We start from the raw sequence: 24,578 nt of genomic DNA on the forward strand, positions 1-24,578 counted from the left end.
ACCGCATAGTAGATAGTCAACGCGCGCTTCGGCCGAGAGGGCCTTGCTGCTGCTCGTGAGGGCCTGCGGGGCCTCAGGGACTGGCGGGTGCGTAGCCGTGGTACACCAGGTCCGCGACCACGGCGCCGAGGTCATCGACGCTGAGCGGACCCTCGTGGAACCACCGCAAGGTGGCGTTCATCCCGCCGAGGAGTGCGGGCAGCACGACGCGCGAGTCGACCGGCCGGAACACGCCTTCCTTGATCCCCTGTCGAACGACGCCGCGAAAGAGCTCCGCGTAGGTGCGCTCCCCCACCCGAAGCTCCGTGAACGCCGCATCCGACAGCGACGAGCGCGACAGCAGGTAGAGGGAGTAGAGCGCACGCTGCTCGTGGACCCACCGGAGGTGGAGGCGGATGATCGCGGCGAGCACCCGGTGCGGCGGGCGGCCCTCCGCGACCGCTTCGGCGGCGCCGATCAGCGCGTATCCGACACGCCGCACGAGCTCCTCGAGCAGCTCTTGCTTCCCCGTGACGTAGTAGTACAGCGCCGCCTTCGTGAGGCCGAGCTCGTCGGCGATGTCCTGCATCGTCGTCGCCTCGTACCCCTTGGCGTGAAACAGCGACGCGGCGACCCGGACGATCTGCTCTCGTCGACCGTCGTGTCCGGTCGAGGGGCTGGGGCTCGGCGTCGGGAGCGCCGTCTTCGACACGGTCCGCGGGGCCGCCCGCCCGGTGGCAAGTCCACGGAGGAAAAGGTCGACGATCACGTCGGCCACGTCCTCCGGCGGGAGGCCGGCGTCAGGGCGGTACCAGTCGACGGCGGAGGCGAGCATGCCGAGCAGGAGATGAGTCGCCACCGACGGCGCCGGCCGGGAGCGCCGGCGCGACGGAAGCTTTGCCACCAGCTCGGTCAGACGGCCGACGTACAGTCGCTCCATGTCTTCGAGCTCGCCCAGGACCTCGGGCGACAGCTCGGACCGTTCTCTCAAGGTGACCGACAGCACGGCACGGTTGGCCACGACTGCCGCCACGTGCTGCCGAGCGAACGCGCGCAGGGCCCCCGAGGCGCTGCCCGCGCCGTCGAAGTCCTTCGCCGCCGCCGCGAGGAGCTCCCGGCCGATCTGCCGCGCGAGCTCCTCGAGGAGCTCCTGCTTGGAGCGGACGTAGTAATAGAGCGCGGCCTTGGTGAATCCCATCTCGCTCGTGAGGTCCTCGATCGACGTGGAGCGATAGCCCTTCTCCTGGAACAGGCGCGCTGAGACCGCGAGCACCTCCTCCCGACGGCCGCTCCCCATGTCAGACCTTCAGCACGTGCACGGCGCAGACGTTGGTCTCGAGCTCGTACACGGTGCCACCCATGGTGTGTGAGACGGCCACCCGGGCCCCTTCGACCTGGCGATCCCCCGCCTCCCGCCGCAGCTGCCACGACAGCTCGGCGATCTGCGCGGTGCCGGTTGCGCCGAGCGGATGACCGCGGGAGAGGAGGCCGCCGCTGGGGTTCACGACGACGCCGCCGCCGCCGAGGGCGGACTTCCCGGCCTCGACGTACCGGCCGCCCGCACCGGCCGCACAGAACCCGAGCGACTCGCAGTGCAAGATCTCGCCGATGGTGAAGGCGTCGTGCACCTCGCACACGTCGACGTCCTCGGGACCGATGCCGGCCCGCTCGTATGCCAGGCGCGACGTGCGCACCGTCGCATCGGAGGCGCGCTCGACCTGGTCGTTGAGCACGCCCGAGTTCAGGGCAGAGCCGGCCAGTCGAACGATGGGTCGGCCGTTCGCGAGCTCGCGTCCGCGCGTCAGTGTCGTGAGCACGACTGCCGATGCGCCGTCGGAGCGCGGGCAGCACTGCAGGAGCGTGATCGGGTCGGCAACGGGGCGGCTGGCGAGCACGTCGGAGACGCTGATCGGGGTGCGGAAGTGGGCGTAGGGGTTCGCCATCGCGTGCCTGCGGTTCTTCACCGCCACGAGGGCGAGCTGCTCGACGGTGAGACCCTGCTCCATCTTCGCTCGCGCCTTGAGTGCGTACATCGCAGGCCATGCCGCGCCCATGCCACTGATCGGGTCGTCGAGGTTCAGGCCGACGACGCCCTCGTGCCGGCTCAGCGATTCGACACCGACGACGAGAACGGTCTCGGCCATGCCGGCGTGGATCCACATGGCGGCCTCGTTGAGCGCAGTCGTGCTGCTGGCGCACGCGTTCTCGACGTTGATGACCGGCGGACCGGTGAGCCCGAGATCCTTCAGCACCCGCTGGCCGGTGCCGGCCGTCAGCTGGACGTTGCCGACGAAGGAAGCCTGGATCTCGTCGCGGGCGACACCCGCATCGCGCAGGGCGGCGCGGACCGCCTCGCCGACGAGCGACTCCGGCGACCGCTCGGGCTGCTTGGTGAAGCGCGTCATTCCGACGCCTGCGACGGCAAGCTCTTCCATGGGCCCTCCACTACTGAGCGGTCAGTAGAACTGTAGCCCCACGCCCCAGCCCACGCCAGCGCGCGCGGCGCGCGTCGGGTCCTGCCGGCAGGCGCCGCACACTCGAGCCGACCTGCCGCCCGTCCTGACGCGACGGTCGCGGAGGCGCCCTTGACATGGGACGACGGCCCCCATATCGTCGCTGATCGACCAATCGGTCGACTAGCTCTGAGAAGCAGTCGTGGAAGCGTTTTCGCTTGCCCGCGCGATTCAAGGCCACTCGTTCACCATGGGCGTAACGACGACGGAGGAGCAGGCATGGAACAGCGCTCCGCACTCCCGCAGGCTCCTCGCGGAGCCGGCGCAGACACCTTTCGGCCGGCATCCCGAGCGACAATTTCCACCTGCCCCGATCGCGAGTTCCGTCGTCCGCCGTGTCGTGTGGTAGCGGCCTTCAACTGAGAAGAGGAGCACGCTCGTGAGGATCGCGTTGACGGCGGAGCAGGAGCAGCTGCACGACGAGTTGCGGGAGTACTTCGCCAAGCTCATGACGCCGGACATCAAGCAGGCGTTGGCCTCGTCCGACGAGGGCGATCACGGCAATCCCGGCGTCTACAAGAAGGTCCTCCGCCAGATCGGCAGCGACGGGTGGCTCGGGATCGGATGGCCCAAGGAATACGGCGGCCAGGGGCGATCGACGCTCGATCAACTGATCTTTTCCGACGAGGCCGACGTCGCTGGTATGGGTCCGATCCCGTGGCTTGCGCTCAGTGCCGTGGGGCCGACGATCATGGCCTACGGAACCGAGGAGCAGAAGAAGCGCTTCTTGCCACGGATCGTCAACGGCGAGGTGATCGTGTCGATCGGCTACTCCGAGCCGGATGCGGGGACCGACCTGGCGATGCTCAAGACCCGGGCGGTGCGCGACGGGGACGACTACGTCATCAACGGCCAGAAGATGTGGGTGACCTTCGCCGAGTACGCGGACTACCTGTGGCTGGCGGCGCGTACCGACCCCGACGCGCAGCGGCACAACGGCATCTCCGTGTTCCTCGTCCCGACCGACACGCCTGGCCTCAGGTGGAGCCGGGTGAACACGATGGGGGAACGGACGACCGTCGCGTATTTCGACGATGCCCGGGTCCCGGCCGAGAACCTGGTGGGCGGCGAGAACCAGGGTTGGCGGCTCGTGACCAACCAGCTCAATCACGAGCGGGCGATGATCGGTTCACCCGCCGAGCTGCAGAGCCTGCTGCGGCGGGTCGTGCAGTGGGCGGCCGACAAGCGGCTGCCCGACGGCACCCGGGTCATCGACCAGCAGTGGGTCCGGATGAACCTGGCCCGCATTCACGCCGGCGCCGAGTTTCTCAAGCTGATCACCTGGGAGATCGCCACGAGCGAGGCGGTGAACCCGGCCAAGTCGTCGGTGGCGAAGGTCTACGCAAGCGAGTTCACGGTGGAGGCCCATCGACTGGCGATGGAGGTGCTCGGCGCGGGTGCCGTCATCCAGGAGGACTCGGTCGGCGCCGAGTTGCGAGGTCATCTCGAGTTCACGTACCGCCTGGCGCTCGTCCGCACCTTCGGTGGCGGCACCAACGAGATTCAGCGGGACATCATCGTCACGGCGGCCCTGGGTATGCCCAGGGCCCCGAGGTAGGAGAGAGCGGTCGTGGACTTCAGCCTGTCGGAGGAGCAGGGGGACCTCAGGGCGCTGGCCCGCGAGATCCTCGAGGACAAGGTCACCGACGTGCGGCTGCGCGAGGTCGAGGCAGCCGAGGACCGGTTCGATCCCGAAACGTGGCGCGTGCTGGGCGAGGCCAACCTGCTCGGCATCGGTCTCCCCGAGGAGGTGGGCGGCAGCGGTTACGGCTTCATCGAGCAGTGCCTGGTGCTCGAGGAGGTCGGTCGCACCGTCGCGCCCGTGCCCGTGTGGGCGTCGTGTGTGTTGGGCGCCCTGCCGGTGGCGACGTTCGGGACCGCGGAGCAGAAGGCGACGTGGGCAACACCGGCCGCGACCGGGCAGAGAATCCTCACCGCGGCGCTGACCGAGCCGGACAACCCCCACTCGATTCCGCTGCGCACCCGGGCGGAGCGTACGGATGCGGGCTGGACCGTGACCGGTGTGAAGACCCGCGTCCCCGCCGGCCCGCTCGCGTCGGCCGTGCTCGTTCCCGCGGTCGTGGAATCCGGCCCGGCCATCGGCGTGTTCATTGTCGACACGGCCGCGCCCGGCGTCACGATGCAGCGACAGCGCACCACCGACAAGGACAGCGAGGGCCACCTCGAGCTCGACGGCGTGACCGTCCGCGACGATCAGCTGCTCGGGTCTGTCGACGACGGCGGCGAGATCCTCGACTGGCTCCTCGAGCGGGCAACGGTGGGCCTGTGCGCGATGCAGCTCGGCGTGTGCTCGCGGGCATTGGAGATGACGGCGCAGTACGCGACGACACGGGTCGCGTTCGGCCGGCCCATCGCGACGTTCCAGGCCGTGGGCCAGCGGGCCGCGGACGCCTACATCGACGTGGAGGGCATCCGCCTCTCGCTCTGGCAGGCAGCGTGGCGGCTCTCTGAGGGTCTGCCGGCCCGCACGGAAGTGGAGACGGCCAAGTTCTGGGCCGCCGACGCCGGCCACCGCGTCGGGCACGCCGCAGTTCACCTGCACGGCGGTGTCGGAATCGACTACGACTACCCGCTCCACCGGTACTTCCTGGCGACCAAACAGAACGAACTCACCCTCGGCGGCGCCACCGACCAGCTCCTTCGCATCGGTGATGAGCTGGCGACGTCGGCAGCCAGCACGAGCGCAGATCGAGGGGGAGACATTGCGAGGTGATAGCTGGTCGAGCCGAGGTGATCGCCGCATGGTCACTCATGCTGCTGTGAGAACCGATTCCGGCGACCGGCTGGAGATCCTCGTTCAGGAAGTGGCGGCATGAGCGAGACCACCGTCGACGTCGTCCTGCCGACGATGGGTTCATCGGTCACCGAAGCAACCGTCACGACGTGGCTGAAATCCGTGGGTGACACCGTCACAGATGGCGAACCGCTGTGCGAAGTCAGCACCGACAAGGTGGACACGGAGATACCGGCACCCGCTGGCGGAGTGCTCAGCGAGATCCTGGTCGCCGAAGGCGACACCGTGCAGCTCGGCCAACCCTTGGCGCGCCTGTCACATGAGCAGCCGGGATCCCCCGCACCAATCAGGCCGGTGGCGGCGACGGGACCCCGAACACCATCGACCACGCAACCGAGTCAGGGTCTGCGAGCCCAGCCGTCCGCACCACCGGTGTCGGCTGTCCTGCCGGCTCCCGGCATCGTGGTGCGCTTCGATCCGGAGGCAAGCGCGGACGAGGTACTTCGGCGCGCCACGCGCTCGCCGATCGCGTCACCTGCAGCGCGTCAGCTCACCGCCGCGCACGACGTCACCCTCGACGACGTCACCGGAACGGGGCGGCAGGGACGGGTTCGGGTCGACGATGTGCGCCTGCACGTGGAAGCGCACCTCCCGGCACAGGCCCCTGCCCCACAGGCCCCTGCCCCACAGGTCTCCCCGTCGACATCCCCGCCGGTATCCCCGGCAACATCCGGCGAGGGGCAAGTCCCCTCCGGCTACTCCACCGTCCCGTACACCGCGGTGCGCCTGTCACCCCGGCGCCGAGCGATCGCCGAGCACATGCTGCGTTCGCGCGCCACCTCCGCCCACGCCTCCGTCGAGGCGGAGATCGACCTCGGCCGGCTCAGTGCCATCCGGGACGAGCTCAACGAGGCGCGTCGGATCCGCCAGCGCAAGACCATGTCCTTCCTCCCCCTCATCGCCCGCGCGACCGTCGTCGCATTGCGGACACACCGGGAGCTCAACGCCAGCGTGGCGGGGAACCAGCTCCTGCAATGGACCTCGGTCAACCTGGGCTTTGCGGTCGACACGCCCGAGGGGTTGCTCGTACCGGTCGTACGCGAGGCCGACGAACTGACGGCGGAGTCGATCGCCGATCGCATCGCCGACGCGTCGGGGCGGGCGCGTGAACGTCGAATCACGGCCGACGAGCTGACCGGTGGCACCTTCACCATCAGCAATCTGGGCTCGGTGCGGTCGGTATCCGGCATTCCGGTGATCAACCAGCCGCAGGTCGCCATCCTGGTGACCGGAGCGGTCGTACGCCGCCCCTGGGTGCAGACGCTGGCCGACGGGACCGAGAGCATCGGTATCCGACCGATCATGCGTGCCAATCTGACGTTCGATCACCGGGTGATAGACGGGGCCGAAGCCGGACGTTGCCTCAACCTCATCCGTGAGCATCTGGAGAGCTGGCCGACCGACGCCTACCAGTAAGGCGCCGACTGATCGCGCCCGTGAGCATTACCCCTCAACAAGGAGGCAAGTAGATGTCAGGACCCGTCAAGTTCGCCGTCCCGTTCGACCACCACCGCAGCACGCCGATATCGGCGATCGCTTCGTTCACGTCGGCCATGCAGGCCAGCGGAGTGGATTTCCTCTGGCTGTATGACGAGTTCTCCTGGTGGTTCCCCGGCAAGCTCTGGTCGAAGGAGAACACGCCGTTCGCAGAGATCATCGATGGCCACTCGACACATGATCCCTTCGTCCACGCGGCCTTCGCGTTGTCCGCCAACCCCACGGCGAGCGTCAGGCTGACTACCGACGCCGTGCGCGCGTCACCGGTGGAGCTGCTGCGGAAGATGCTGACCCTCGCACACGGCACGGAGGGCGATGTTATCTGTGCGATCGGCGCGGGCGAGCAGCGGCACGCCAAGCCTTTCGGATACAAGCGGTCCGAGGGGCTGAAGCGTCTCGAGGACGTGTTCGTCCTGCTGAACAAGCTGTGGGACGCGGATGAGCCCGTGTCCTACGAAGGGAACTTCTGGAACTACCAGAACGCGTTCATCGGCACTACCCGGCCGGCGAAGCGGCCGGAGTTCTGGGCGCTCGGCGGCGGTCCCAAGCTCCTGGAGATCGCAGCGAAGTATGCGGACGGCTTCGAGGCCGCGACCCCCCAGGCCATCGCCAATGTCGCCAAGTTCGCCGCGCAGGTCACCTCATTGCGTCAGCAGGTCGAAAGCCACGGCCGGGACCCCGAGGCGTTCGGGTTCGGGATCTGGAACATCTGCATCTGCCACGACGATCCCGACGTTATCGAGCAGGTGCTGCAGAATCCGATCGCCAAGTACTACGCCGCCCAGTTCGGGCGGCTCAACGGAGCCGACTGGGCCGAGGAGGGGATCCAGCCGGTGATGCCCAAAAGCTGGCACTACGCGCTGCACTGGCTGCCGTTCGAGCAGACCGACGCGGAGCTCGACGCCATCACGTCGAGCGTGAGCACCGATATGGTTCGCAAATCGTTCAACGTCGGTTCCCCGCAGGAGATCGCGGCGATCAACTCGCAGTTCATCGACGCCGGCGCGCGTTTCGTCGGACACCTGGACATGACTCCTTTGATCGTCGGGCCAAGCGACGCCGAGGACTCGATCCGGCGGGCATTGGAGGTCAACAAGGCAGTGAAGGCCCATGCTGGGACGAAGGCCCAGAGCAGTTGACAGTCGTCTATCATCCGTCATCGGGAGGTGCCGAAGTTGACCCAAGCAACGTTGACTCCAGAAGAGGTGGTTCGTGAGTTCTTCAACTCGATGGGCCCCACGTTCGACGACACGCTGAACGCACTGCACACGTTTTGCGCCGAGGACTGTGCCTGGCATAACACCGGCTACCCCACCGCACACGGCACAGCGGAAATGATTGCCTTTCTGACGAAGTTCAGGGAAGGGCTCGGCTTCGCGGCCTTCAGGGTGGACTGGGGTCCGGTACTGTCGAACGGCTCGCTCGTCATGGCCGAGCGGATGGATTACATCTACAACGAAGCGGGCGAGGAACTCATGTCGCTCAAGGCGATGGGCGCCTTCGAAGTCCGCGAGGGCAAGATCGTCTACTGGAGCGATTATTGGGACACTGCGCCGTTCAAGTGTCCTGAGCAAGCGTCCTGAGGACCGAGACGGTGAGGTGACATGGTCACCTCACCGTCTCGGTTTCGGCGGCCACGCCTCACAAGGCAACCAGCTCACGTACAGCTCGCTCTATCTCGTCGACGCTGGGCACACAATGCTGCTCGAGCGCGGCATCCTGCGGGATCGGGGCGTCGAGCGCACCGAGTCGCCAGACCGGTGCGTCGAGCGCGAAGAACGCACGTTCTTGGATCTGTGCGGCGATCTCCGCGCCGGCTCCACCGGTGCGGACGGCTTCGTGCACGACCAAGGCCCTGCCGGTGCGCTGCACCGACTCGATGATGGTATCGATGTCCAGCGGCACCAGCGTCCTCGGATCGATCACCTCAACCTCGAGGCCCGAACCCGCGACCCGCTCCGCGGCCTCGACCGCGCGATGCACCATCAAACCGGTGGCCACCACGGTGAGGTGCCGGCCCTGGCGGCGTACCGTGGCGCTGCCGAACGGGACCAAGTGCGTGTCGGCTACCGGGACCGGTCCCTTCTCCTTGTAGAGCATCTTGTGCTCGAAGAACACCACGGGGTTGTCGTCGCGGATAGCCGTCTTGAGCAGGCCCTTGGCATCCGAGCCCGTGGCCGGCATCGCCACCCGCAGGCCGGGGGTGTGCAGGCACATGGCCTCGAGGCTGGCGGAGTGCTCGGCGCCGGCACCGCCCATGATCCCGGTCGGGCAGCGCAGGACCATCGGGACAGTGAACTGTCCGCCGTGGATATAGCGCCATTTTGCCATCTTCAGGAAGATCTCGTCGGCGGCGCAGAAGAGGAAGTCGGCGAACTGGAGCTCCGCAACCGGCCGAGCGCCGGCCAATGCCGCGCCGACCGCGCCGCCAACGACGAAGGTCTCGTTGATCGCGGTGTCCCGTACCCGCTTGGGCCCGAACTCCTTGAGCAAGCGCCGGGTCACGCCGAACACCCCGCCCATCGTGCCGACGTCCTGCCCCATGAGGAACACGCGGTCGTCCCGGCGCATCTCCTCGGCGAGCGCCTGGTTGATCGCGAGACTGTAGGAGACCTGCTTCGTCTCGGCTCGCCGATCAGCATCGAGCAGGACGCCCTGCCCCTCGGTGGAACCACTCATACCCACACATCCTCATAGATCACTTCGGCCCCGACTGTTGGTGCGGCGAGTATCGCGTCGAATGCGGCCTGCACCTCCGCCGCCGTCTCGCGATCGAGCCGGTCGGCGGTGGCGGCATCCACCCGCGACCTCATCCTGGGCAACGGATCGCGGTCGGGATCATCGAGCTGGACCTTCTCGTCCCGGTACTGCTGCTGGTCGCCCGCGTAGTGCCCGTGCATCCGGACGGTACGCAGTTCGAGCAGGCTGGGACCGCCGCCGTCGCGTGCCCGATCCACGGATTCCCGCACCGCGGCGTGCACCGCGAGCGCGTCCGCGCCGTCGACCACCGCCCCCGGCATGCCATACGCGCCGGCTCGCTCGGCGATCGTCTCGGTCGGGCAGTGCACCGCGAAAGGGGCAGAGGCCCCCCATTGATTGTTCTCACAGATCCAGACAACCGGGAGCTTCCAGGTCGATGCGGTCAGCGCCGCCTCGTGAAAGGTCCCACGGGCGGATGCGCCATCCCCGAATACCACCGCAGTGACCTCGTCGCGGCCGAGGATGGTTGCGGCAAGCGCGCTTCCGGCGCCGAGCACGAAGCTTCCGCCGAGCGTGCCGCTGAAACCCATGACGCCGACCGCCGGGTCGGCGAAATGCGGTGTTCCGGCCCCCTTGCCTCGCGCGCTGCCGAGCCGGCGAACAAGGATGTCGCCGAAAACCGCCTCCAGCGACATGCCTTTGGCCACGACATGGCCGAGGCCGCGATGCGTGGCGTACAGCCGGTCGGTGCCCCGCAGCGCGGCGGCCGTCCCGCAGGCGATCGCCTCGTGGCCCAACCCGGAGTGCCACAACCCGCCGAAGTCTCCGCCTTGTACGTGTTGCAGTACGCGCAACTCAGCGTGGCGGATCAAGCTCATCCTTCGGTAGAGATCGACACGCAGCTGCGGTGTTTCCGCGGCAGATCCCACCGTTTCGGCTACCATGGCTTGAATCGTAACACCAACCGTGCGGGCGGGGATAGACCGCGAGGCAATTTCGGTGCACGGCCTTTGCGGCGACAGCGGTGGCGAGCCCGGCCTTCCAGTCGTCAGTCGCCAGTCGCCGGGATTTGTTTATCGGTGGGCTGGCGAAGTCACGGAAGCGGGACGGCCGGGCACCCTGGCAGAACGCGTGGATGCTTTGAGGTCGGCGGTCAGCGTCGATCGCTGGGCCACCGGCTCCGTCGGGTGAGCCGGGTGACCAGGGCTCATCCGCTGGTGGCGGGGGTTGTCTCGGGCGTCGGCTTTCGCGTCCTCGATCACGCGGATCGACAGGAGGGCAGGCCCATACGGCTGCACATGACGTACGGAGGCGGTCCTCCTGGACTCCACCGGCCGGTTGGCCTACATTTTAGTGATGAGCGAGATCTCCGGCGTCGGCGTCGGTACCGATGAAACCGCGAGCCGCGTCGCTGGCAGTGATGCTGATGAGCGCCGTAAGCAGATCATCGATCGCGCGGCTCGACTGTTCGACCGGTCCGGGTACGCCGGCGTCAAGATGGATGATATCGCGAAGACGGTCGGCATCGCGAAGCCAACGCTCTACCACTACTTCCGGAGCAAGGATGAGATCCTCTACGGGATCCACAACACCTGCCTCGATCTGGTCCTCGATCGCCACCAGGCCCGACTGGCCGCCGGCCTCGACGGCAAGCATCTCCTACTCGAGATCATGAGCGACATCCTGGAGCTGATGGAGACGCACCGCGGCCATCTGCGAGCGCTCTTCGAGCATGACCGAGACTTGCCGACCGAGCAGTGGGACGTCATTCGGGGGAAGCGCGATCGGTACGAGTCCATGGTGCGCGCCGTGATTCGTGACGGGGTAGACCGTGGCGAGTTTCGAAACGTCGACCCGCGACTGGCGACGCAGGCGCTGCTCGGCATGTGTAACTGGGCCTACCACTGGTACGGCCGAGCGGGGCAGCTGCGCCCGCGCGAGATCGCGTATTCGTTCTGGAACTTCATCATCTACGGCCTCCAGATGCCGAACGGGGACATCCCCGAGACGCCATGGGCGGCGGACGCAACGCCCCGCAAGCGCAGCACGCGCGGCAGCCTCTGATCTGACGCCTGGTCGGTCATTACGCGATGCCGTCCCGTCAACGCATCAGAGCTTCAGGACCAGCTTCGGGCACGCCGCCCGGGATACGCAGATGAACATGGTGTCCTGGGCGGCGCGCTGGTCGGCGGTGAGTAGCGAGTCCCGGTGGTCGACCGCACCCGCGAGCACGGTGGTCTCGCAGGTGCCGCAGGTGCCCTCCATGCACGACGCCAGCACCTCGACGCCGGCCTCCTCGACGACGTCCAGCACCGAGCGGTCCGGCGGCACCGTGAGCGTCGTGCCGGTGACGGCCAGCTCGACCTCGAAGGAGTCGGTGCGGACCGGCTCACCGACCTCCTTGGGACTGAACCGCTCGACGTGCAGCGATCGGTTAGGCCAGGCCGCGCAGCATGCCTCGACGGCGTCCAGCAGCGGGCCTGGCCCGCAGCAGTAGACGAGCGTGTCCGGGGCGGGTTCGCGGAGCAGGGTGTCGAGGTCGAGCAGGCCGTGCTGGTCCTGCGGACACAGCTCGACGCGGTCGCCGTAGCCGGTCACCTCATCGATGAACGCCATCGATGCGGTGCTGCGCCCGCCGTAGACCAACCGCCAGTCCGTCCCGGCGGCGGTGGCCACGGTGAGCATGGGCAGGATCGGGGTGATCCCGATGCCGCCGGCGATGAACAGGTAGTGGGCGGCGGGTTCGAGAGGGAAGTGGTTGCGCGGGCCGCGGACCCGGACGGAGTCGCCGGGCAGCAGCTTGTCGTGCACGAACGCCGATCCGCCGCGCCCTTCCGGCTCGCGGAGCACCGCGACCCGCCAGCTGGTGCGGTCGCCGGGGTCGCTGCTCAGCGAGTACTGGCGGATGAGGCCGTCGGCGAGGACCAGGTCGATGTGCGCGCCCGGCGCCCAGGCCGGCAGCTCATCGCCCGCGGGGTGGCGCAGGTCGAGGGCGACGGTGCCGACGGCGACGTCCTGGCGCGCGGCGACGACGAGGTCCAGTTCGGTCTCGGTCATGACGGGCTCCAGCGAGGACGGGCGTGGGCAGGAGATCGCACCGGGCGGAGTCGCTGCCGAGCGGCCGTCGCATCAGGCCAGAGGGGTGGCCGATATCGCCTGCTCGGGGCAGGCAGCGATCGCCCGCTCCACGGCCGCGGCGTCATCGTCGTCCACGCGGTCGACGGTGACATACGCGAATCCTTCATCGTCGAAGTCGAAAACACTTGGGCAGATGTCCACACATCGGGCATGTCCCTGGCACCGCCCGCTGTCGACATGGGCGGAGAGTGCCATCAGCGGTCCACCGCGAACATCACATTGCGAAGCCCCCGCGCCTCTGCCCCGGGAACCCATCCGAAGTTGTGGTCGACGACCGAGAAGCCGCGGAACGTCGTCAGCATCTCCTCGAGCGCCACCCGCATCGCCACCTTGGCGATGTTCGATCCCAGGCACCGGTGCAGACCCATGCCGAACCCGACGTGGTGGTTCGGTTGGCGATCGAGGATCACGTCATCGGCGTGCTCGAACTGGGCGGCGTCGCGATTCGCCGAGGCAATCCCGAAGAGGACCCGCTCGCCCTTGCTGACCGGACACCCCGCGATCTCGGTGTCCTGGACGCACATCCGACCCATGTGCGCGGCAGGCGACACGTACCGGACGAACTCGTCCACTGCGAGCTTGATCCCATCAGGTTCACGCCGCAGTTGGTCCTGGTCCTCGGGATGGTCGGCGAGCCAGACGAGCGCTCCGGCGAGTGCCGCCGACGTCGTATGGAGTCCGGCGAACAGCAGAAGCATGAGGACCGACATCTGCTCCATCTCGTCGAGCGATGCGCCGTCGACCTCGGCTTCGATCACGACAGACAGCAGGTCCTGGCGCGGCTCCCCCGCCTTGCGCTCCGTCAACAGCTTCTGCAGGTACCCGAAGAGTCGGGCCCCCGCACCGGACTCGTCGCTGCCATCCCGGCTCGTCGTCGTCGTCAGTTCATCGACCCACGGGTCGATGACTTCCAGATCGCCGTCGGGGATCCCGATCAGTCGGCAGGCCATGAGCTTGGCAAAAGGAAGGGTGAAGGCGTCGCAGATGTCGAACGGCACGCCGTCGGCGGGAAAGCGGTCGATATATTCCCGGGCCGAGGCCCGGATCCAGGATGCATGGTTCTCGGCAACCTGCGGGGTGAAATGCGGGTTCAGGAACGCTCGGAACGCACGGTGTCTCGGAGGATCGAGCTCGATGGGCAGGAGCGCGCCCGGCATCGGCGGCACGGCAATCCCTTGTGCGGAGGAGTACGTCTTCCAGTCGTTGAGGCCCTTGCTGACGTCCTCGTACCTGCTGACGAAGTAGAAGCCCCCGTACTTGTTGCTCCGTGTTGCGGGAGCCACCCGCCGAAGGCGGGCCCAGACGTCGTAGGGCGACACGGTCATCTTCTCGGAGAAGTGGTCGTAGTCAGGCATCGCTCCGGCAAGCGATGCAGACCTCTGGTCTTCCAGCACTGGAGGGCTCCTTCCGTCCTGTGCCCGACTAATTGGTCGATCGATTGATCGACGACTTTAGGGTTGCCGCCGCGCCGTGTCAAGCACCGTCTCGTGTTCGACGAGCACGCCCAGAAGCTCGTTGCGTGCAGGCCCCGACGCCGCCGGCCGTGCTCGACCAGCGCGGCTCAGGCGGCCGGATGTCGACGTCGCAGCGCTGGGCCGAGGAACCGGCCAGGCCTGCGAAAGATCACGTTGAGCATCGCACCCCTTGCACGCTTACTGACCGTATAGTAGAATTGGAGTGTTCGTGGAACGCCCGAACGGAGGATCCAGCCCGTGACCTACGTGATCGCCGAGCCCTGCGTCGACCTGCTCGACAAGTCGTGCATCGAAGAGTGTCCGGTGGACTGCATCTACGAGGGCGGGCGGATGATGTACATCCACCCCGACGAGTGCGTGGACTGCGGCGCCTGCGAGCCCGTCTGCCCGGTCGAGGCGATCTACTACGAGGACGACGTCCCCGAGCAGTGGGCCACCTACACCACGGCCAACGTCGACTTCTTCGACGAGCTGGGCTCGCCCGGCGGCGCCTCGAAGATCGGCAAGATCGACAAGGACGTCGGTCCGGCAGCGAGCCTGCCGCCCCAGTCGCATGACGAGTGAGATGTACGGCGGCATCCGAGAAGGGGAAAATCAGTGAGCACGTACAGGGTCGCTGTCATCGGCTCCGGCCCCTCCGGATTCTACGCGGCCGGCGCGCTGCTCGACGCCGATGAGCTCGACGTCCGCGTTGACCTGTACGACAGGCTCGCGACGCCCTGGGGGCTGGTCCGCGCCGGCGTCGCCCCGGACCACCCAAAGATCAAGTCGGTGAGCGCCCAGTACGAGAAGATCGCAGCCCACGACGACTGCCGCTTCTTCGGCAATATCGAGCTGGGCCGACATGTGACTCGCGACGAGCTGCTCGAGCGCTACCACGCGATCATTTACGCTGTAGGGTCACAGACCGACCGCTCGTTGGGTATCCCCGGCGAGCACCTGCCCGGCAGCTGGTCGGCCACCGATTTCGTCGGTTGGTACAACGGCCACCCGGACTACGCGGAGCTCGAGTTCGACCTGTCCGGCAAGCGCGCTGTGGTCGTCGGCAACGGCAACGTCGCACTCGACGTGGCACGGATGCTCGTCCTGTCACCCAGTGAGCTGGCCCGCACCGACATCGCCGACCACGCCCTCGATGCCCTCGCCGGCAGCGACATCTCCGATGTCGTCGTGCTGGGCCGCCGTGGGGCTGCTCAGGCGGCGTTCACCACAACCGAGCTGCGGGAGCTCGACGACATCGCGGGGCTGGTCGTCGCCGTGGACCCGCAGGAGGTTCCTTCCGAAGGGGACGTGGACGCAGGGTCGATGACCAAGGCGGTGCGCCGGAATCTCGACCTCATGCGGGAGTGGGCCACGTCCGGCCCAACGCGCGCCGCGGCCCGACAGATCGCCTTTCGGTTCCACCGCTCGCCGGTGGAGCTTCGCGGTGACGGGCGGGTCGAGGAAGTCGTGCTAGCGGTCACCGAGCTGCAGACCGACGCCGGGGGGCTGGTCCGCGCCGTCGACACCGGCAAGCGCGAGGTCGTTCCAGCAGACCTTGTGTTCCGGGCCGTCGGGTACCGCGGCGTCGCGCTGCCCGGCATCCCATTCGATGACCGCCGCGGGGTCATACCCAACCAGGCCGGCAAGATCGAGGGCCGGGAGCGTGAGTACGTCGTCGGATGGATCAGGCGAGGGCCGACCGGGATCATCGGCACCAACCGCAAGGACGCGAACGAGACCGTGCGACACCTCTTCGCCGACCTCCCTACCCTCGCGCGGAAACCCGTCCAGGAGGCCGCCAAAATCCAAGAGTGGCTGACCGAGCGGCAGCCTGATCTCGTCACCGACGAGGGCTGGCAGGCGATCGACGTTCACGAGCGTGGACGTGGCAAGCCACACGGGCGGCCCCGGGTCAAGCTCACCTCGACAGAGGATCTCGTTGGCGTGTCTCGTTCCCGGGGGCAGCCCTCCAACTGAAAGTCTCCAGCTGGGTCCCGCGGCTGCGACCTCCCCTCCCGCTGGCATCCTGGGCCAAGGCTGGACCACGCCGAAGACTCGAACTGCTCCGCGTTGCCCTCGTCGACGTCGCGCAGCTGTCCCGGCTTGAGCTGCAGGTGTCGGGGCGAGAAGGAGCAAGGCTGGCACGAAGGCACAACAAGTCAGGGTCTCTATAACGCAAAGCTGAACTGCCCTGGGTCGTGGAGCTCACAGTACCGCGACTGGACCCGTCTGCGTGTGCATCGCCCGATCACCCACCTGTCCTCGGGACAGGACCTATCCGCGCGCGTCCGAGCCGGGGAACTGCCCGCCTACGTGGAGCGGGAGAAAGACCGCACCGAGCTGCGCCCCGCACTCGCGGCGGCCGCGAACGGTGAGCAGCCGCCGGTGCGGCTGGTGCTCATCACCGGCGCATCCCTAGCCGGCAAGACCCGCACCGCGATAGAAGCCATGCGTGCCGAGCTGCCGACCTGGCGGCTGCTCATCCCACGCAGCGCCCGCTCCCTCGCCCAACTGCTCACCGCCGGTTTCGGCCTGCGCCACATAGTGGTGTGGCTCAACGAGATCCAGGAATTCCTCCGAGAGAACGAGGGGGTTGAGCGTCTCAACCGCCTTCTTGACCTGCCCACCGGGCCGATTGTCCTGCTCGCCACCCTCAGCTCGGACGCCGAAGAAGCCCTCCGCGACACCGCGGGCTGGTGGTTGCTGCAGCGCGCCGCGCACAGGATCATGCTGCAGCGCCGGCCGCCCCGCGACGATTTCGAGCGCGAACTCGCTCGGGGACGGTCGCTGGATGATCCATGGATTGCCGAGGCCCTCTCCAAGATCGGCGATCGGTACGGGATCGCTGAGTGGCTCGGGGCCGGACCCCAGCTAGTGCCTCGTCCGAGAAGGTTGGCGTTGTAACCCGGTCACGGTGATCGGCTGGGAGGCTGTCGTCGGAGGTGGGCGATGGCACGACAGCCTGAGGTGTTCGTCCGGGAGCTGGACCCGGCCGAGGCACAGCGACTTGTGAAGATCACCCGCACGGCGCGGGATCGGGTCCGGCTACGTCGGGCGGGGATCGTGCTGGCCTCTGTCCAGGGTCGCAGCGCGACCGAGGCCGCGGCGATGTTCGCCGCGACCGCGCAGTACGCGCGGGAGGTGATCCACGCGTTCAACGACAAGGGGTTCGCGGCGCTGGACCCAAAATGGAGCGGGGGCCGTCCTCCTTAAGTTCGGCCCCCACGCTCGCGAGCTGATCTGTCGGGTCGCCCGGACCCCGCCACAGCAGGTCGGGCTGCCGTTCACCACGTGGAGCCTGTCCAAGCTGGTCGAGCACCTGCGCGAGCGGCACCGGATCGAGATCAGCACCGACACCGTGCGCCGGATCCTGCGCACTGCGGGAGTGCGCTGGCAGGCCACGAAGACCTGGAAAGCCAGCAAGGACCCGCAGTTCGCCGAGAAGATGGCCCGGATACTCGACCTCTACGACCGCTCCGCCGCCGGGCGGCTGACCGAGGGTGCGCGGGTGGTCTGCGTGGATGAGTTCGGGCCGCTGAACCTGCAACCCCGCCCGGGCCGGGGCTGGTTCCCCAGCGGCCGTCCGGCACGGCTGCGGGCGACCTACAACCGCTACGGCGGTGTCCGGCACATGCTCGCCGGGCTCGATCTCGCCTCCGGTCAGCTGTTCTACCGGCTGCGGGATCGCAAGCGCTGGCAGGAGTTCCTCGCGTTCCTGCGCCAGCTTCGGAGCCGGTTCCCTACCGGCCGGCTGCACGTCGTCTGCGACAACTTCTCCCCGCACCGCAAGGCCGAAGTCGCCGACTGGTGCGCGGCCAACGACGTCGAGTTGGTGTTCACCCCGACCCACGCGTCCTGGCTGAACTGGATCGAGTCGGAGTTCACCGCGCTGCGCTACTTCACCCTCGACGGCAGCGACTACCCCTCTCACGCCGCCCAGGAGGCCGCGATCGCTGGCTACATCCGCTGGGCCAACCGCCACGCCCGCCCGAAGCGACGCTTCGCTCCCGAGTCCAAGATCCGCAAGCCCGATTACCTACCGAACGTTGCCTGACGCGGCACTAGTCGACGAGCTCGAGCGCGCCCGCGCGAGCGATGACCCGGTCAAACAGACCGCGGCCGCGCTTGTGGACGCCGTGATCGGCTGCTACCGCGCCGGCTACGCCCAACCCATCCCCAAACCGTTGCTCCTCGAAGTCCACCAGCTCTACCTGCCCGAACACCTGCGACACGCCACCCCACCCCCGTCCATCATCGAGAGCCTGGCCTGGGCCCGCCAGCCCGTCGCTGGCGCCAGCCCGCTCCTCGAACATCACCGCGGATGGGGCGACCGCGCCTTCGACTACCTCCTTAGCGGAGCCACCGGCACATCGCCGCTTGTCCACACCGGAATCTGGCGGCTGCTGCCCGCACACGTCACACCCCGCACGTCCATGTCGATCGCCCGGGCGGCCGACCGCGCCGGAGAACGCGCTCTCGCGCAGGCCCTCATCCGCCGTCACCCCGCCAGGCAACGCGCTCAGCTCTATGCGGAGGTGGGGGACGCCGAAGCCCTCGTCAACCTTGCCGACGCCGGCGACCAGAGTGCCGCCCACCGGCTCGCGGAGATGCTTGGTGAGCGCGGCGATCTCCACATCCTGGCAGCGCGGGCTGACGCGGGCGATCAGCATGCCTCCTGGAAGCTGGACGACCTGCTCGCCCTCCGTGGCGACGTCGACACTCTGGCCGCGCGCGCTGACTTCGGCAACCCGCACGCCGCGAGTGCGCTCGCCGAGTTGCTCGCCGAGCGCCGCGATCTCCACGCTCTGACCTCGCGGGCTGACGCCGGCGACTGGTTCGCCGCCAAGCGGCTCGCTTGGCTGCTTGCCGAGCGTGGCGATCTCGACACCCTGACCGCGCGGGCCGACGCCGGCGAGCGGCACGCCGCCGAACGGCTCGCTTGGCTGCTTGCCGAGCGTGGCGATCTCGACACCCTGACCGCGCGGGCCGACGCCGGCGACCAGCACTCCGCGTGGTGGCTCGCCAAAAAACTCGTCGACCGCGGCGACATCGACGCCCTGGCCGAGCGGGCCGATGCTGGCGACCAGCATGCCGCCCGGGAGCTGGACGACCTGCTCGCCCTCCGTGGCGACCTAGACGCCCTTGCGGGGCGCGCCGCCGCCGGGGACCGGCGTGCCGCCGAGCGGCTCATCAGCCTGCGCGGCGCCTGCGGCAAAGCTAAATAGGCACGCTTCTTTTCGTGTCGATACCAATACGTGATACAGCGCGTTATCACGTACTTGACGGACGCGGCGGGGCGGCGAACGGCCCTGGGCCGAAACCGCCGGCCGTCATCCGGCGGCCCGGGCCAGATCGAGTGCGATGTCGACGATAATGTCTTCCTGCCCGCCGACGAGACCGCGGCGCCCGACCTCCGACGAGGACGGCGCGGGTGTCGCGGCCGTGCTCGGCAGCCGCGCGCTCCGCGTAGCGGAGGAAGCTGGAGTACACCCCGGCATAGCCGAGGGTCAGTGTCTCGCGGTCGACGCGGGCCGGCCAGTCCTGCAGCGGCCGGACGAGGTCGTCGGCGGCGTCCTGCAGAGTTACGCCTGCACCGCCGGCGACTTGAGGCCGATCTTGCGCAAGACAAATGTGTCGACCCCTGGCCAGGGACGCCTCGGTGAGCAGGGACTGCACCGCGTAGCCTGCTGCAGCCGATCGGCGGCGGCGCGCACGCCCGCACGGTCTCCTTGGGCCACTGCGGGTGCGATGGCGGAGCGATCGGGTCCGCGGTGCGGGGCTGCGTGATCGCGTCGAATGCCATGAGGTTCCCTTCTGCGGGCAGCACGTCAGCGCGCAGCTGCTGGTGCCGGAGCGGACTGGACGGGGGTCAGCGCCACGGAGCCGTCGGTGGAGCCGTCAGGCGGGGCCGGGCGACGGTGCCGGGAGCCGGCCGGGTCGACGGCACGGCGGCGAAGATCGACGACCACGAGACCTTCGAGATCGTCCTGGCCCGCGTACGCGCCGCCGGGCTGCCGGTCGTCGAGGGCACCGCGGACGAGGCCGCACGCGGGGTGAAGCGGCTGTGGCGCCCCCCGGCCCCAAGGGCCTCAGCACCGAGGTCTTCACCCGCGCCCGCACCAGCACCGCGCCGCTGCGGATGCAGAACACCGCGTTCGTCACCGGCCGCTCCGGCATGGGCCACCTCGCCATCACCACCACCAGCCCGAGCAGCTGCACACCTACTGGAACAACCTGGTCGACCTGCGCCTGGCCGACCGGATCACGGAACGGATCGCCCAGCGAAGCTCAACATCCGGTTCCTGCCCAGCCGGCGGCGACGACCTCCTCGGCCGGCCCGCGGCGGACCAGGAACCGACACTTGCGGTCGCCGAGGCGCAGCCGCAGCGCGTCGCGGGTGAGCTCGTCGACGTGCTGGCCGATCGCGTCGGCGCCGAAGCGGTGCCACTACTTCGTCCTCGCTGCCGACGCCGGCGCCGCCCGCTCCTACGTCTTCCAGCGCAACCCCGTCCGCGAGCACTCCGTCATCGCCGCGGCCGAGGCCGATTCCCGAGCCGCGCAGCGCGGTCTCTGGGGTGCCTGCCCCGCGTGATTGCACCTTCCCCAAGAGAAGGCGCGGGTCGCTGTCGAGCCCGGTCCGCCTCCGCTGCTTTGTGGTGGGCGTGACGCGGCCGCAGCGACGCCCGACCGCACGAGCCCACTCGCCACCTCTCGAACAAGCGTTCGCCCTTGCGGTAGCATGGGTTCGCGGTCGGCCGGGCGTTGGGGAAGAACGCACCGGCCGCCGCCCACATCGCCCGGGACCGTTGCGTGACCCCCGCCCCAGCGTTGAAGCGTGCGCGTCTGGCGCGGTCATCGCGTGGCTCATGCTCTGGGGCCGCGTCCGCGCGCGGCGGTGGCTCGGCCCGCTGCGCCGCCACCGCGACATGCCCCGCGCGCGACGGGCACGTGCCGTTCACGCTGGGCGGCCTCGTGAAGCGCGCGGGCACAATCCGGGAGCTCCCCGTCGACGGCGGCCGCGCAGGGCTCCAGCCCGGCCACGGGCCAAGCGCAACGAATAGGGCGCCCCGCCGATGCGATGAACCAAGCGGGGGTTTCCTATCCGGAGGAGGAGCCTGTGCGGGTTGGGCAGTCGGCGGCATGGCCCGGGTCGCCGACGAATACATCCGGCACACCAGGGCCATATGCGCGCTCGTCGTTCCGCAGGTGGTGGATGTTCGGCCGGTGGTAGGAACAGGCCGAGTCGGCCAACCCGGCGATCGCCGCGACCAGTACTTCGCCGCCCAGCCGCGGCACGCGCCGAGGAGCAGGTGAAGGGTGTCGTCACCGACCTCCGGTACGAACCGCCACACCACCGCGCCGTTGCGGCCTTCGGTGTCGTGGACGATCAGGAGGTGGCCGGGGTAGCCGCCGGGGCTGCGGCGCGGGGTTGGCGGTGACCACGACGTCGGCCGGGTCGACCCGAGCGTGGCGGCGAGCTTGCGGGCCAGCCGGGCCCGCCACCGTCGCGTGTGTGGATCAGACGCCGCGAGCGCTCCGCGGGTACTGGCCGTTGGCGGTCGTGCGCGATCGCGCGAGGGCGGTCGCGGGTGCGCTCGGCCACGCTCATCGCACACTTCCTCCCGCTCGTGTTGATGGGCGGCCGCACCGGGAACCTCGCCGAACAGTGGCGGACTCTTCATCGCGGTCAGCTTCTGGCTTCCCAGCCGAGGGCGTTGCACGCGCTGTCGGGCAGGCAGCCGAGGCGGCTGCCCGCACCGATCCACACCATGCGCGGTGTCTCCGCTGCCGGTGGCTGCCCCTGCATGTCGGCACCGTCGGGGGGTGCCTACCACCGCGCCGATGGTCTCGGCGAGCGGGTAGTCGGGTTGCACCGCCAGCTGGACCGGGACGTCGTCGGGATAGCGGTCGAGATGGGCCTTCAGCTCACCGACGGTCTGGATGGCGCGGGCCATGGTTGTTGTCCTTTCTCCGTTCAGACAGCTCGCTTGTGGTGCGCAGCCGGATCGGGCCTCAGCGGTTGCGGTGTCTCCGGGCGACCCATGGTGGCGCGCCTGGAGTGGCGCACGTGGGTCGGATTCGCGACGGTCACCCGCGCCGGGCTTCCGGCCGCGATCCAGTGGTTCCTGTTAGAGGTCGCGCGGATAGATGAGTTGATCATGGCCTGCGGATGGGCCGGGTGTCCCAGCGGTAGAGGATCCAGGTTCGGCGGATCAGGCTACGTACCGTGATGATCGCGTCGGCGAGGTCGAAGAACGCGTCGACGACGGCTTCCCGTCGTTCGTAGCAGCGCTGCAGTCGGTTGAAGCTGTTGTGCCAGGCGTTGGTGCGCTCCACATGCCAGCGCTGCCCGGCCTGTATCGGTGCCTTCTCGCCCTTGCGCGCGATCTCGGCGTTCAGCCCGCGCGCGGCCAAGGTGTCGCGGGTCTTGCCGGAGTCGTATCCGGCGTCGAGGTGCACGGTGATCTCGTCGGGCAGCGGGCCGAGCGCGGCGAGCCGGTCCAGGGTCGGCGCCAGCAGCGGCGAGTCGTGCCGGTGCGCCCCGGCCAGCACCCGGCCCAGCGGAATGCCGTAACCCTCGACCAGCACCGAGCGTTTCATGCCCTGCTTGCGCCGATCGACCGGCGACGGTCCGGCGACCTCACCCCCGCCGGGGGCCTTGGTGATACAGCCATCGACCGAGACCTCCTCGAGCACCAGCCCGACCATCCGGTCGTAGGCGTCACGGGCGATCTCGACGAGCGAGGCGAACACGCCGAGGGCGATCCATTCGTCGCGGCGGGTGCGCATGGTGGTGGCCGAACAGGTGGTGTCGGCGATCGCCTCATACGAGCAGCCGAACCGCAACACCTGGATCAGCTTGTCGAACACGATCCGATCGGCGATCCGGCGGCGGTGACAGCCCCACGGATGGGTGGCCACGAACTCCTCGCGGGCCGGCAACAGCGCGGCGAACTGGTCCCACAGTGGCTCGATGAGCCAGGATGGCAGCGCGGGCACGCACCCTCCAGGTGATCACGAAGCGTCAGCAACTTCATGATCGGAAGGTTCGTGCCCGCTCCTACCTCCCGACGCGCCCGCCGCTACCGGCCTGTGATCATTCCGCGCGACCTCTTAGTTGCCCCCCGATGCACAGCTACCGCCGACGCGACCGGGCATCGCCGGCGAGGCACCGTCGGTTCGGCGCCAGCGCATCCCGGCGGCGTTGTTGTCCCTCCCCGTACCCGGGCGGCCCAACGGTCGAGGCGGCCGTCTGCCGGGAGGGCGGCGGCGCCAGAACACGAGGTAATTGGTATCCGCCCGGGCGTGCCTGGAGGGGTGAACCGGGCCTGCCCGGGCGTGCGGCTACCCGCTCCGGTTGGTTCCGAGTTCACGCGTTGCGCCCGGGTCGTCGTCGGCGCCGGTGCGGGTGGTGTCGGGTCCGGGGCGTCGCTGCTGGCCCCGTCGGCGCTGCTGGCCCCGTCGGCGGGGTCGTGCGGTGTTGCCGGGTCATCGGGCTCGGTGTAGCGGTAGCGCTTGGGCCGGTCGCTGGTTCGCTCGGCCCAGCCGTCGTCGACGAGCCGCTCGAGGGCGTTGGCGATCGCGCCGGAGGACCGTCGGAGGACCTTGGCGATGCTGACCGGGGTGTGGTCGTCGTGGTGGTGCTCGCGCAGGTGTTCCTCGACCATCCCGCGTAGCTGCCCCCCGCCCAGCCGTGTCGAGCCGAATTGGGTGCGCCCAGCCGTCCCGCGTGGCGGCTGCCCGTGGCGGGCCGCCGCATTCCGCGGCTGGCCGTCGTCGTCGGCCGGGCCGCCGTCGGCAGCACCGCGAGGGGGTGCGGGCTCGCCCGTGGCGCCGTCACGGGCGCCCGCGTCGGGGGTGCGGTTTCTCGAGTCGCCGTCGAGGTCGTGCTCGCTCGGCGAGTCGAGGCGCCCGCGTTCGGCCGTGTCGGTGCTGTCGGCGCTGTCGGTGCCGCCGACCGGTTCGTTGGGCGCGTCGCCCTGGGTGCCGGTGTCGGAGACGGTGGCGTCGAGGCCCGGGCGCTGTGCGGCCCCGTCCTCGGCGGGACCGTCCGCGCGGGCGTCGGTACCGGGTTCGATGCCGCCGGGTGCGGACGTGGCGGCGGGCTCGGGGGCGGTGGCCGACCTGCCCGTAGGGGTAGCGGTCCAGCGTCGCGGGGCGCGTGGGCTGTCGCCGGGGGTGGAGGTGGCGCTGCCGTCGGCGGCCCATCCGGCGAGGATCTTCATCGCCGTGGAGCGTCCGGCGTCGGCGTGGGTGGCGAGCTGCGCGGCGGTGGCGCCGGGGTGTCCGCGCAGGGCGGCCCAGACGCGGTCCTCCACGCGATCACGGCGGGCATCGTCCGCGCTGGTGTCGGTCGCCGTCGGCGGGCTGGTGGTTGGCGGGGTGGTGGTTGTGGGCATGACAAGACTCCTGCTCGATGGGCTGAGTGGGTTGGGGTGTCATGCCCCCGGGGGCGATGTGGTCCTTCGGCGCGCGCTG

The 24,578-nt window shown here is 69.0% G+C and carries 23 protein-coding genes and 1 pseudogene; 13 read left to right on the forward strand and 11 right to left on the reverse strand.

The window, feature by feature from the left end; translation table 11 throughout:
* Positions 1-73 precede the first annotated feature (73 nt).
* Together KME75_RS07300 and KME75_RS07305 are read right to left on the reverse strand one after the other, a co-directional pair.
* Entirely contained in the window at positions 74-1,276 is a 1,203-nt protein-coding gene (locus KME75_RS07300) for a TetR/AcrR family transcriptional regulator (RefSeq protein WP_219413770.1), read from the reverse strand.
* A 1-nt stretch (position 1,277) separates the two neighbouring features.
* Positions 1,278-2,414 carry a thiolase family protein gene (locus KME75_RS07305; protein WP_219413771.1) on the reverse strand — a complete coding sequence of 379 codons (1,137 nt, stop codon included), beginning with the start codon at positions 2,412-2,414 and terminating at the stop codon, positions 1,278-1,280.
* 457 nt (positions 2,415-2,871) lie between these two features.
* Between KME75_RS07305 and KME75_RS07310 the strand changes: the two genes are divergently transcribed.
* The 5 genes from KME75_RS07310 to KME75_RS07330 all read left to right on the forward strand — a co-directional run bounded on the left by KME75_RS07310 (position 2,872) and on the right by KME75_RS07330 (position 8,387).
* Positions 2,872-4,050, forward strand: a complete 1,179-nt coding sequence (locus KME75_RS07310) for an acyl-CoA dehydrogenase family protein (protein WP_219413772.1) — start codon at positions 2,872-2,874, stop codon at positions 4,048-4,050.
* A 12-nt stretch (positions 4,051-4,062) separates the two neighbouring features.
* On the forward strand, positions 4,063-5,226 hold the full coding sequence (locus tag KME75_RS07315) for an acyl-CoA dehydrogenase family protein (protein WP_219413773.1): 1,164 nt from the start codon (positions 4,063-4,065) through the stop codon (positions 5,224-5,226).
* 99 nt (positions 5,227-5,325) lie between these two features.
* A complete protein-coding gene (locus KME75_RS07320) occupies positions 5,326-6,723 on the forward strand; it encodes a dihydrolipoamide acetyltransferase family protein (RefSeq protein WP_219413774.1) in 1,398 nt (465 codons plus the stop codon).
* A 53-nt stretch (positions 6,724-6,776) separates the two neighbouring features.
* Complete coding sequence (locus KME75_RS07325; RefSeq protein WP_219413775.1) at positions 6,777-7,943, forward strand: LLM class flavin-dependent oxidoreductase; 1,167 nt, start codon at positions 6,777-6,779, stop codon at positions 7,941-7,943.
* A 27-nt stretch (positions 7,944-7,970) separates the two neighbouring features.
* Positions 7,971-8,387, forward strand: coding sequence for a limonene-1,2-epoxide hydrolase family protein (locus KME75_RS07330; protein ID WP_219413776.1), 417 nt, complete (start codon positions 7,971-7,973; stop codon positions 8,385-8,387).
* A gap of 58 nt (positions 8,388-8,445) precedes the next feature.
* Here the strand turns inward: KME75_RS07330 and KME75_RS07335 are convergent, their stop codons facing one another.
* Together KME75_RS07335 and KME75_RS07340 are read right to left on the reverse strand one after the other, a co-directional pair.
* Positions 8,446-9,483, reverse strand: a complete 1,038-nt coding sequence (locus KME75_RS07335) for an alpha-ketoacid dehydrogenase subunit beta (protein WP_219413777.1) — start codon at positions 9,481-9,483, stop codon at positions 8,446-8,448.
* Positions 9,480-10,448 (reverse strand): thiamine pyrophosphate-dependent dehydrogenase E1 component subunit alpha, encoded by a 969-nt coding sequence (locus tag KME75_RS07340; protein WP_219413778.1) that lies wholly within the window; start codon positions 10,446-10,448, stop codon positions 9,480-9,482. The genes KME75_RS07335 and KME75_RS07340 overlap by 4 nt, the downstream gene beginning before the upstream one ends.
* A gap of 412 nt (positions 10,449-10,860) precedes the next feature.
* Between KME75_RS07340 and KME75_RS07345 the strand changes: the two genes are divergently transcribed.
* On the forward strand, positions 10,861-11,568 hold the full coding sequence (locus tag KME75_RS07345) for a TetR/AcrR family transcriptional regulator (protein ID WP_219413779.1): 708 nt from the start codon (positions 10,861-10,863) through the stop codon (positions 11,566-11,568).
* A 45-nt stretch (positions 11,569-11,613) separates the two neighbouring features.
* Here the strand turns inward: KME75_RS07345 and KME75_RS07350 are convergent, their stop codons facing one another.
* The 3 genes from KME75_RS07350 to KME75_RS07360 form a co-directional block, all read right to left on the reverse strand.
* A complete protein-coding gene (locus KME75_RS07350) occupies positions 11,614-12,561 on the reverse strand; it encodes a PDR/VanB family oxidoreductase (protein WP_219413780.1) in 948 nt (315 codons plus the stop codon).
* A 72-nt stretch (positions 12,562-12,633) separates the two neighbouring features.
* A complete protein-coding gene (locus KME75_RS07355) occupies positions 12,634-12,837 on the reverse strand; it encodes a ferredoxin (RefSeq protein WP_219413781.1) in 204 nt (67 codons plus the stop codon).
* The gene (locus KME75_RS07360; protein ID WP_219413782.1) at positions 12,837-14,036 is read right to left on the reverse strand and encodes a cytochrome P450; all 1,200 of its coding nucleotides are present in this window, start codon (positions 14,034-14,036) and stop codon (positions 12,837-12,839) included. Before KME75_RS07360 ends, KME75_RS07355 begins: the two co-directional genes overlap by 1 nt.
* Before the next feature lie 318 nt (positions 14,037-14,354).
* On the opposite strand from KME75_RS07360, the gene fdxA reads away from it, so the two are divergent.
* From fdxA to KME75_RS07385, 6 genes are all read left to right on the forward strand, one after another.
* The gene (gene fdxA / locus KME75_RS07365; RefSeq protein ID WP_219413783.1) at positions 14,355-14,681 is read left to right on the forward strand and encodes a ferredoxin; all 327 of its coding nucleotides are present in this window, start codon (positions 14,355-14,357) and stop codon (positions 14,679-14,681) included.
* 33 nt (positions 14,682-14,714) lie between these two features.
* Entirely contained in the window at positions 14,715-16,076 is a 1,362-nt protein-coding gene (locus KME75_RS07370; protein ID WP_219413784.1) for an FAD-dependent oxidoreductase, read from the forward strand.
* 258 nt (positions 16,077-16,334) lie between these two features.
* Positions 16,335-17,003: a hypothetical protein gene (locus KME75_RS07375; protein ID WP_219413785.1), complete on the forward strand. Its 669-nt coding sequence runs from the start codon at positions 16,335-16,337 to the stop codon at positions 17,001-17,003.
* A 45-nt stretch (positions 17,004-17,048) separates the two neighbouring features.
* Complete coding sequence (locus KME75_RS42780; protein ID WP_246631654.1) at positions 17,049-17,312, forward strand: helix-turn-helix domain-containing protein; 264 nt, start codon at positions 17,049-17,051, stop codon at positions 17,310-17,312.
* 64 nt (positions 17,313-17,376) lie between these two features.
* A complete protein-coding gene (locus KME75_RS07380; RefSeq protein ID WP_246631668.1) occupies positions 17,377-18,153 on the forward strand; it encodes an IS630 family transposase in 777 nt (258 codons plus the stop codon).
* Complete coding sequence (locus KME75_RS07385) at positions 18,146-19,324, forward strand: hypothetical protein (RefSeq protein WP_219413786.1); 1,179 nt, start codon at positions 18,146-18,148, stop codon at positions 19,322-19,324. Before KME75_RS07380 ends, KME75_RS07385 begins: the two co-directional genes overlap by 8 nt.
* A 105-nt stretch (positions 19,325-19,429) precedes the next feature.
* Here KME75_RS07385 and KME75_RS42785 read toward each other — a convergent pair whose 3' ends face one another.
* A complete protein-coding gene (locus tag KME75_RS42785) occupies positions 19,430-19,597 on the reverse strand; it encodes a 4-hydroxy-2-oxovalerate aldolase family protein (protein ID WP_308282626.1) in 168 nt (55 codons plus the stop codon).
* Positions 19,569-19,775 (reverse strand): annotated as a pseudogene (locus KME75_RS45700) (4-hydroxy-2-oxovalerate aldolase family protein); the annotation flags it as partial. The pseudogene KME75_RS45700 and the gene KME75_RS42785, both read right to left, overlap by 29 nt.
* Positions 19,776-20,496: 721 nt before the next feature.
* Here KME75_RS45700 and KME75_RS07395 point away from each other — a divergent pair.
* Positions 20,497-20,691, forward strand: coding sequence for a hypothetical protein (locus KME75_RS07395; RefSeq protein ID WP_219413787.1), 195 nt, complete (start codon positions 20,497-20,499; stop codon positions 20,689-20,691).
* Between the two features lie 1,565 nt (positions 20,692-22,256).
* On the opposite strand, the gene KME75_RS07400 is transcribed toward KME75_RS07395, so the two are convergent.
* Both KME75_RS07400 and KME75_RS07405 read right to left on the reverse strand, forming a co-directional pair.
* Positions 22,257-23,099, reverse strand: coding sequence for an IS5 family transposase (locus KME75_RS07400; RefSeq protein ID WP_219413788.1), 843 nt, complete (start codon positions 23,097-23,099; stop codon positions 22,257-22,259).
* 83 nt (positions 23,100-23,182) lie between these two features.
* Positions 23,183-24,499: a hypothetical protein gene (locus KME75_RS07405; protein WP_219413789.1), complete on the reverse strand. Its 1,317-nt coding sequence runs from the start codon at positions 24,497-24,499 to the stop codon at positions 23,183-23,185.
* Positions 24,500-24,578: the final 79 nt, after the last annotated feature.

The organism is Pseudonocardia nigra (assembly GCF_019396355.1).
GTDB lineage: Bacteria > Actinomycetota > Actinomycetes > Mycobacteriales > Pseudonocardiaceae > Pseudonocardia > Pseudonocardia nigra.

Coding starts and splice junctions, on each gene's coding strand:
- KME75_RS07300 (WP_219413770.1), bottom strand. CDS start 1,276: ATGGGGAGCGGCCGTCGGGAGGAGGTGCTCGCGGTCTCAGCGCGCCTG.
- KME75_RS07305 (WP_219413771.1), bottom strand. CDS start 2,414: ATGGAAGAGCTTGCCGTCGCAGGCGTCGGAATGACGCGCTTCACCAAG.
- KME75_RS07320 (WP_219413774.1), top strand. CDS start 5,326: ATGAGCGAGACCACCGTCGACGTCGTCCTGCCGACGATGGGTTCATCG.
- KME75_RS07325 (WP_219413775.1), top strand. CDS start 6,777: ATGTCAGGACCCGTCAAGTTCGCCGTCCCGTTCGACCACCACCGCAGC.
- KME75_RS07335 (WP_219413777.1), bottom strand. CDS start 9,483: ATGAGTGGTTCCACCGAGGGGCAGGGCGTCCTGCTCGATGCTGATCGG.
- KME75_RS07340 (WP_219413778.1), bottom strand. CDS start 10,448: ATGGTAGCCGAAACGGTGGGATCTGCCGCGGAAACACCGCAGCTGCGT.
- KME75_RS07345 (WP_219413779.1), top strand. CDS start 10,861: ATGAGCGAGATCTCCGGCGTCGGCGTCGGTACCGATGAAACCGCGAGC.
- KME75_RS07350 (WP_219413780.1), bottom strand. CDS start 12,561: ATGACCGAGACCGAACTGGACCTCGTCGTCGCCGCGCGCCAGGACGTC.
- KME75_RS07355 (WP_219413781.1), bottom strand. CDS start 12,837: ATGGCACTCTCCGCCCATGTCGACAGCGGGCGGTGCCAGGGACATGCC.
- KME75_RS42780 (WP_246631654.1), top strand. CDS start 17,049: ATGGCACGACAGCCTGAGGTGTTCGTCCGGGAGCTGGACCCGGCCGAG.
- KME75_RS42785 (WP_308282626.1), bottom strand. CDS start 19,597: ATGCCGGGGTGTACTCCAGCTTCCTCCGCTACGCGGAGCGCGCGGCTG.
- KME75_RS07405 (WP_219413789.1), bottom strand. CDS start 24,499: ATGCCCACAACCACCACCCCGCCAACCACCAGCCCGCCGACGGCGACC.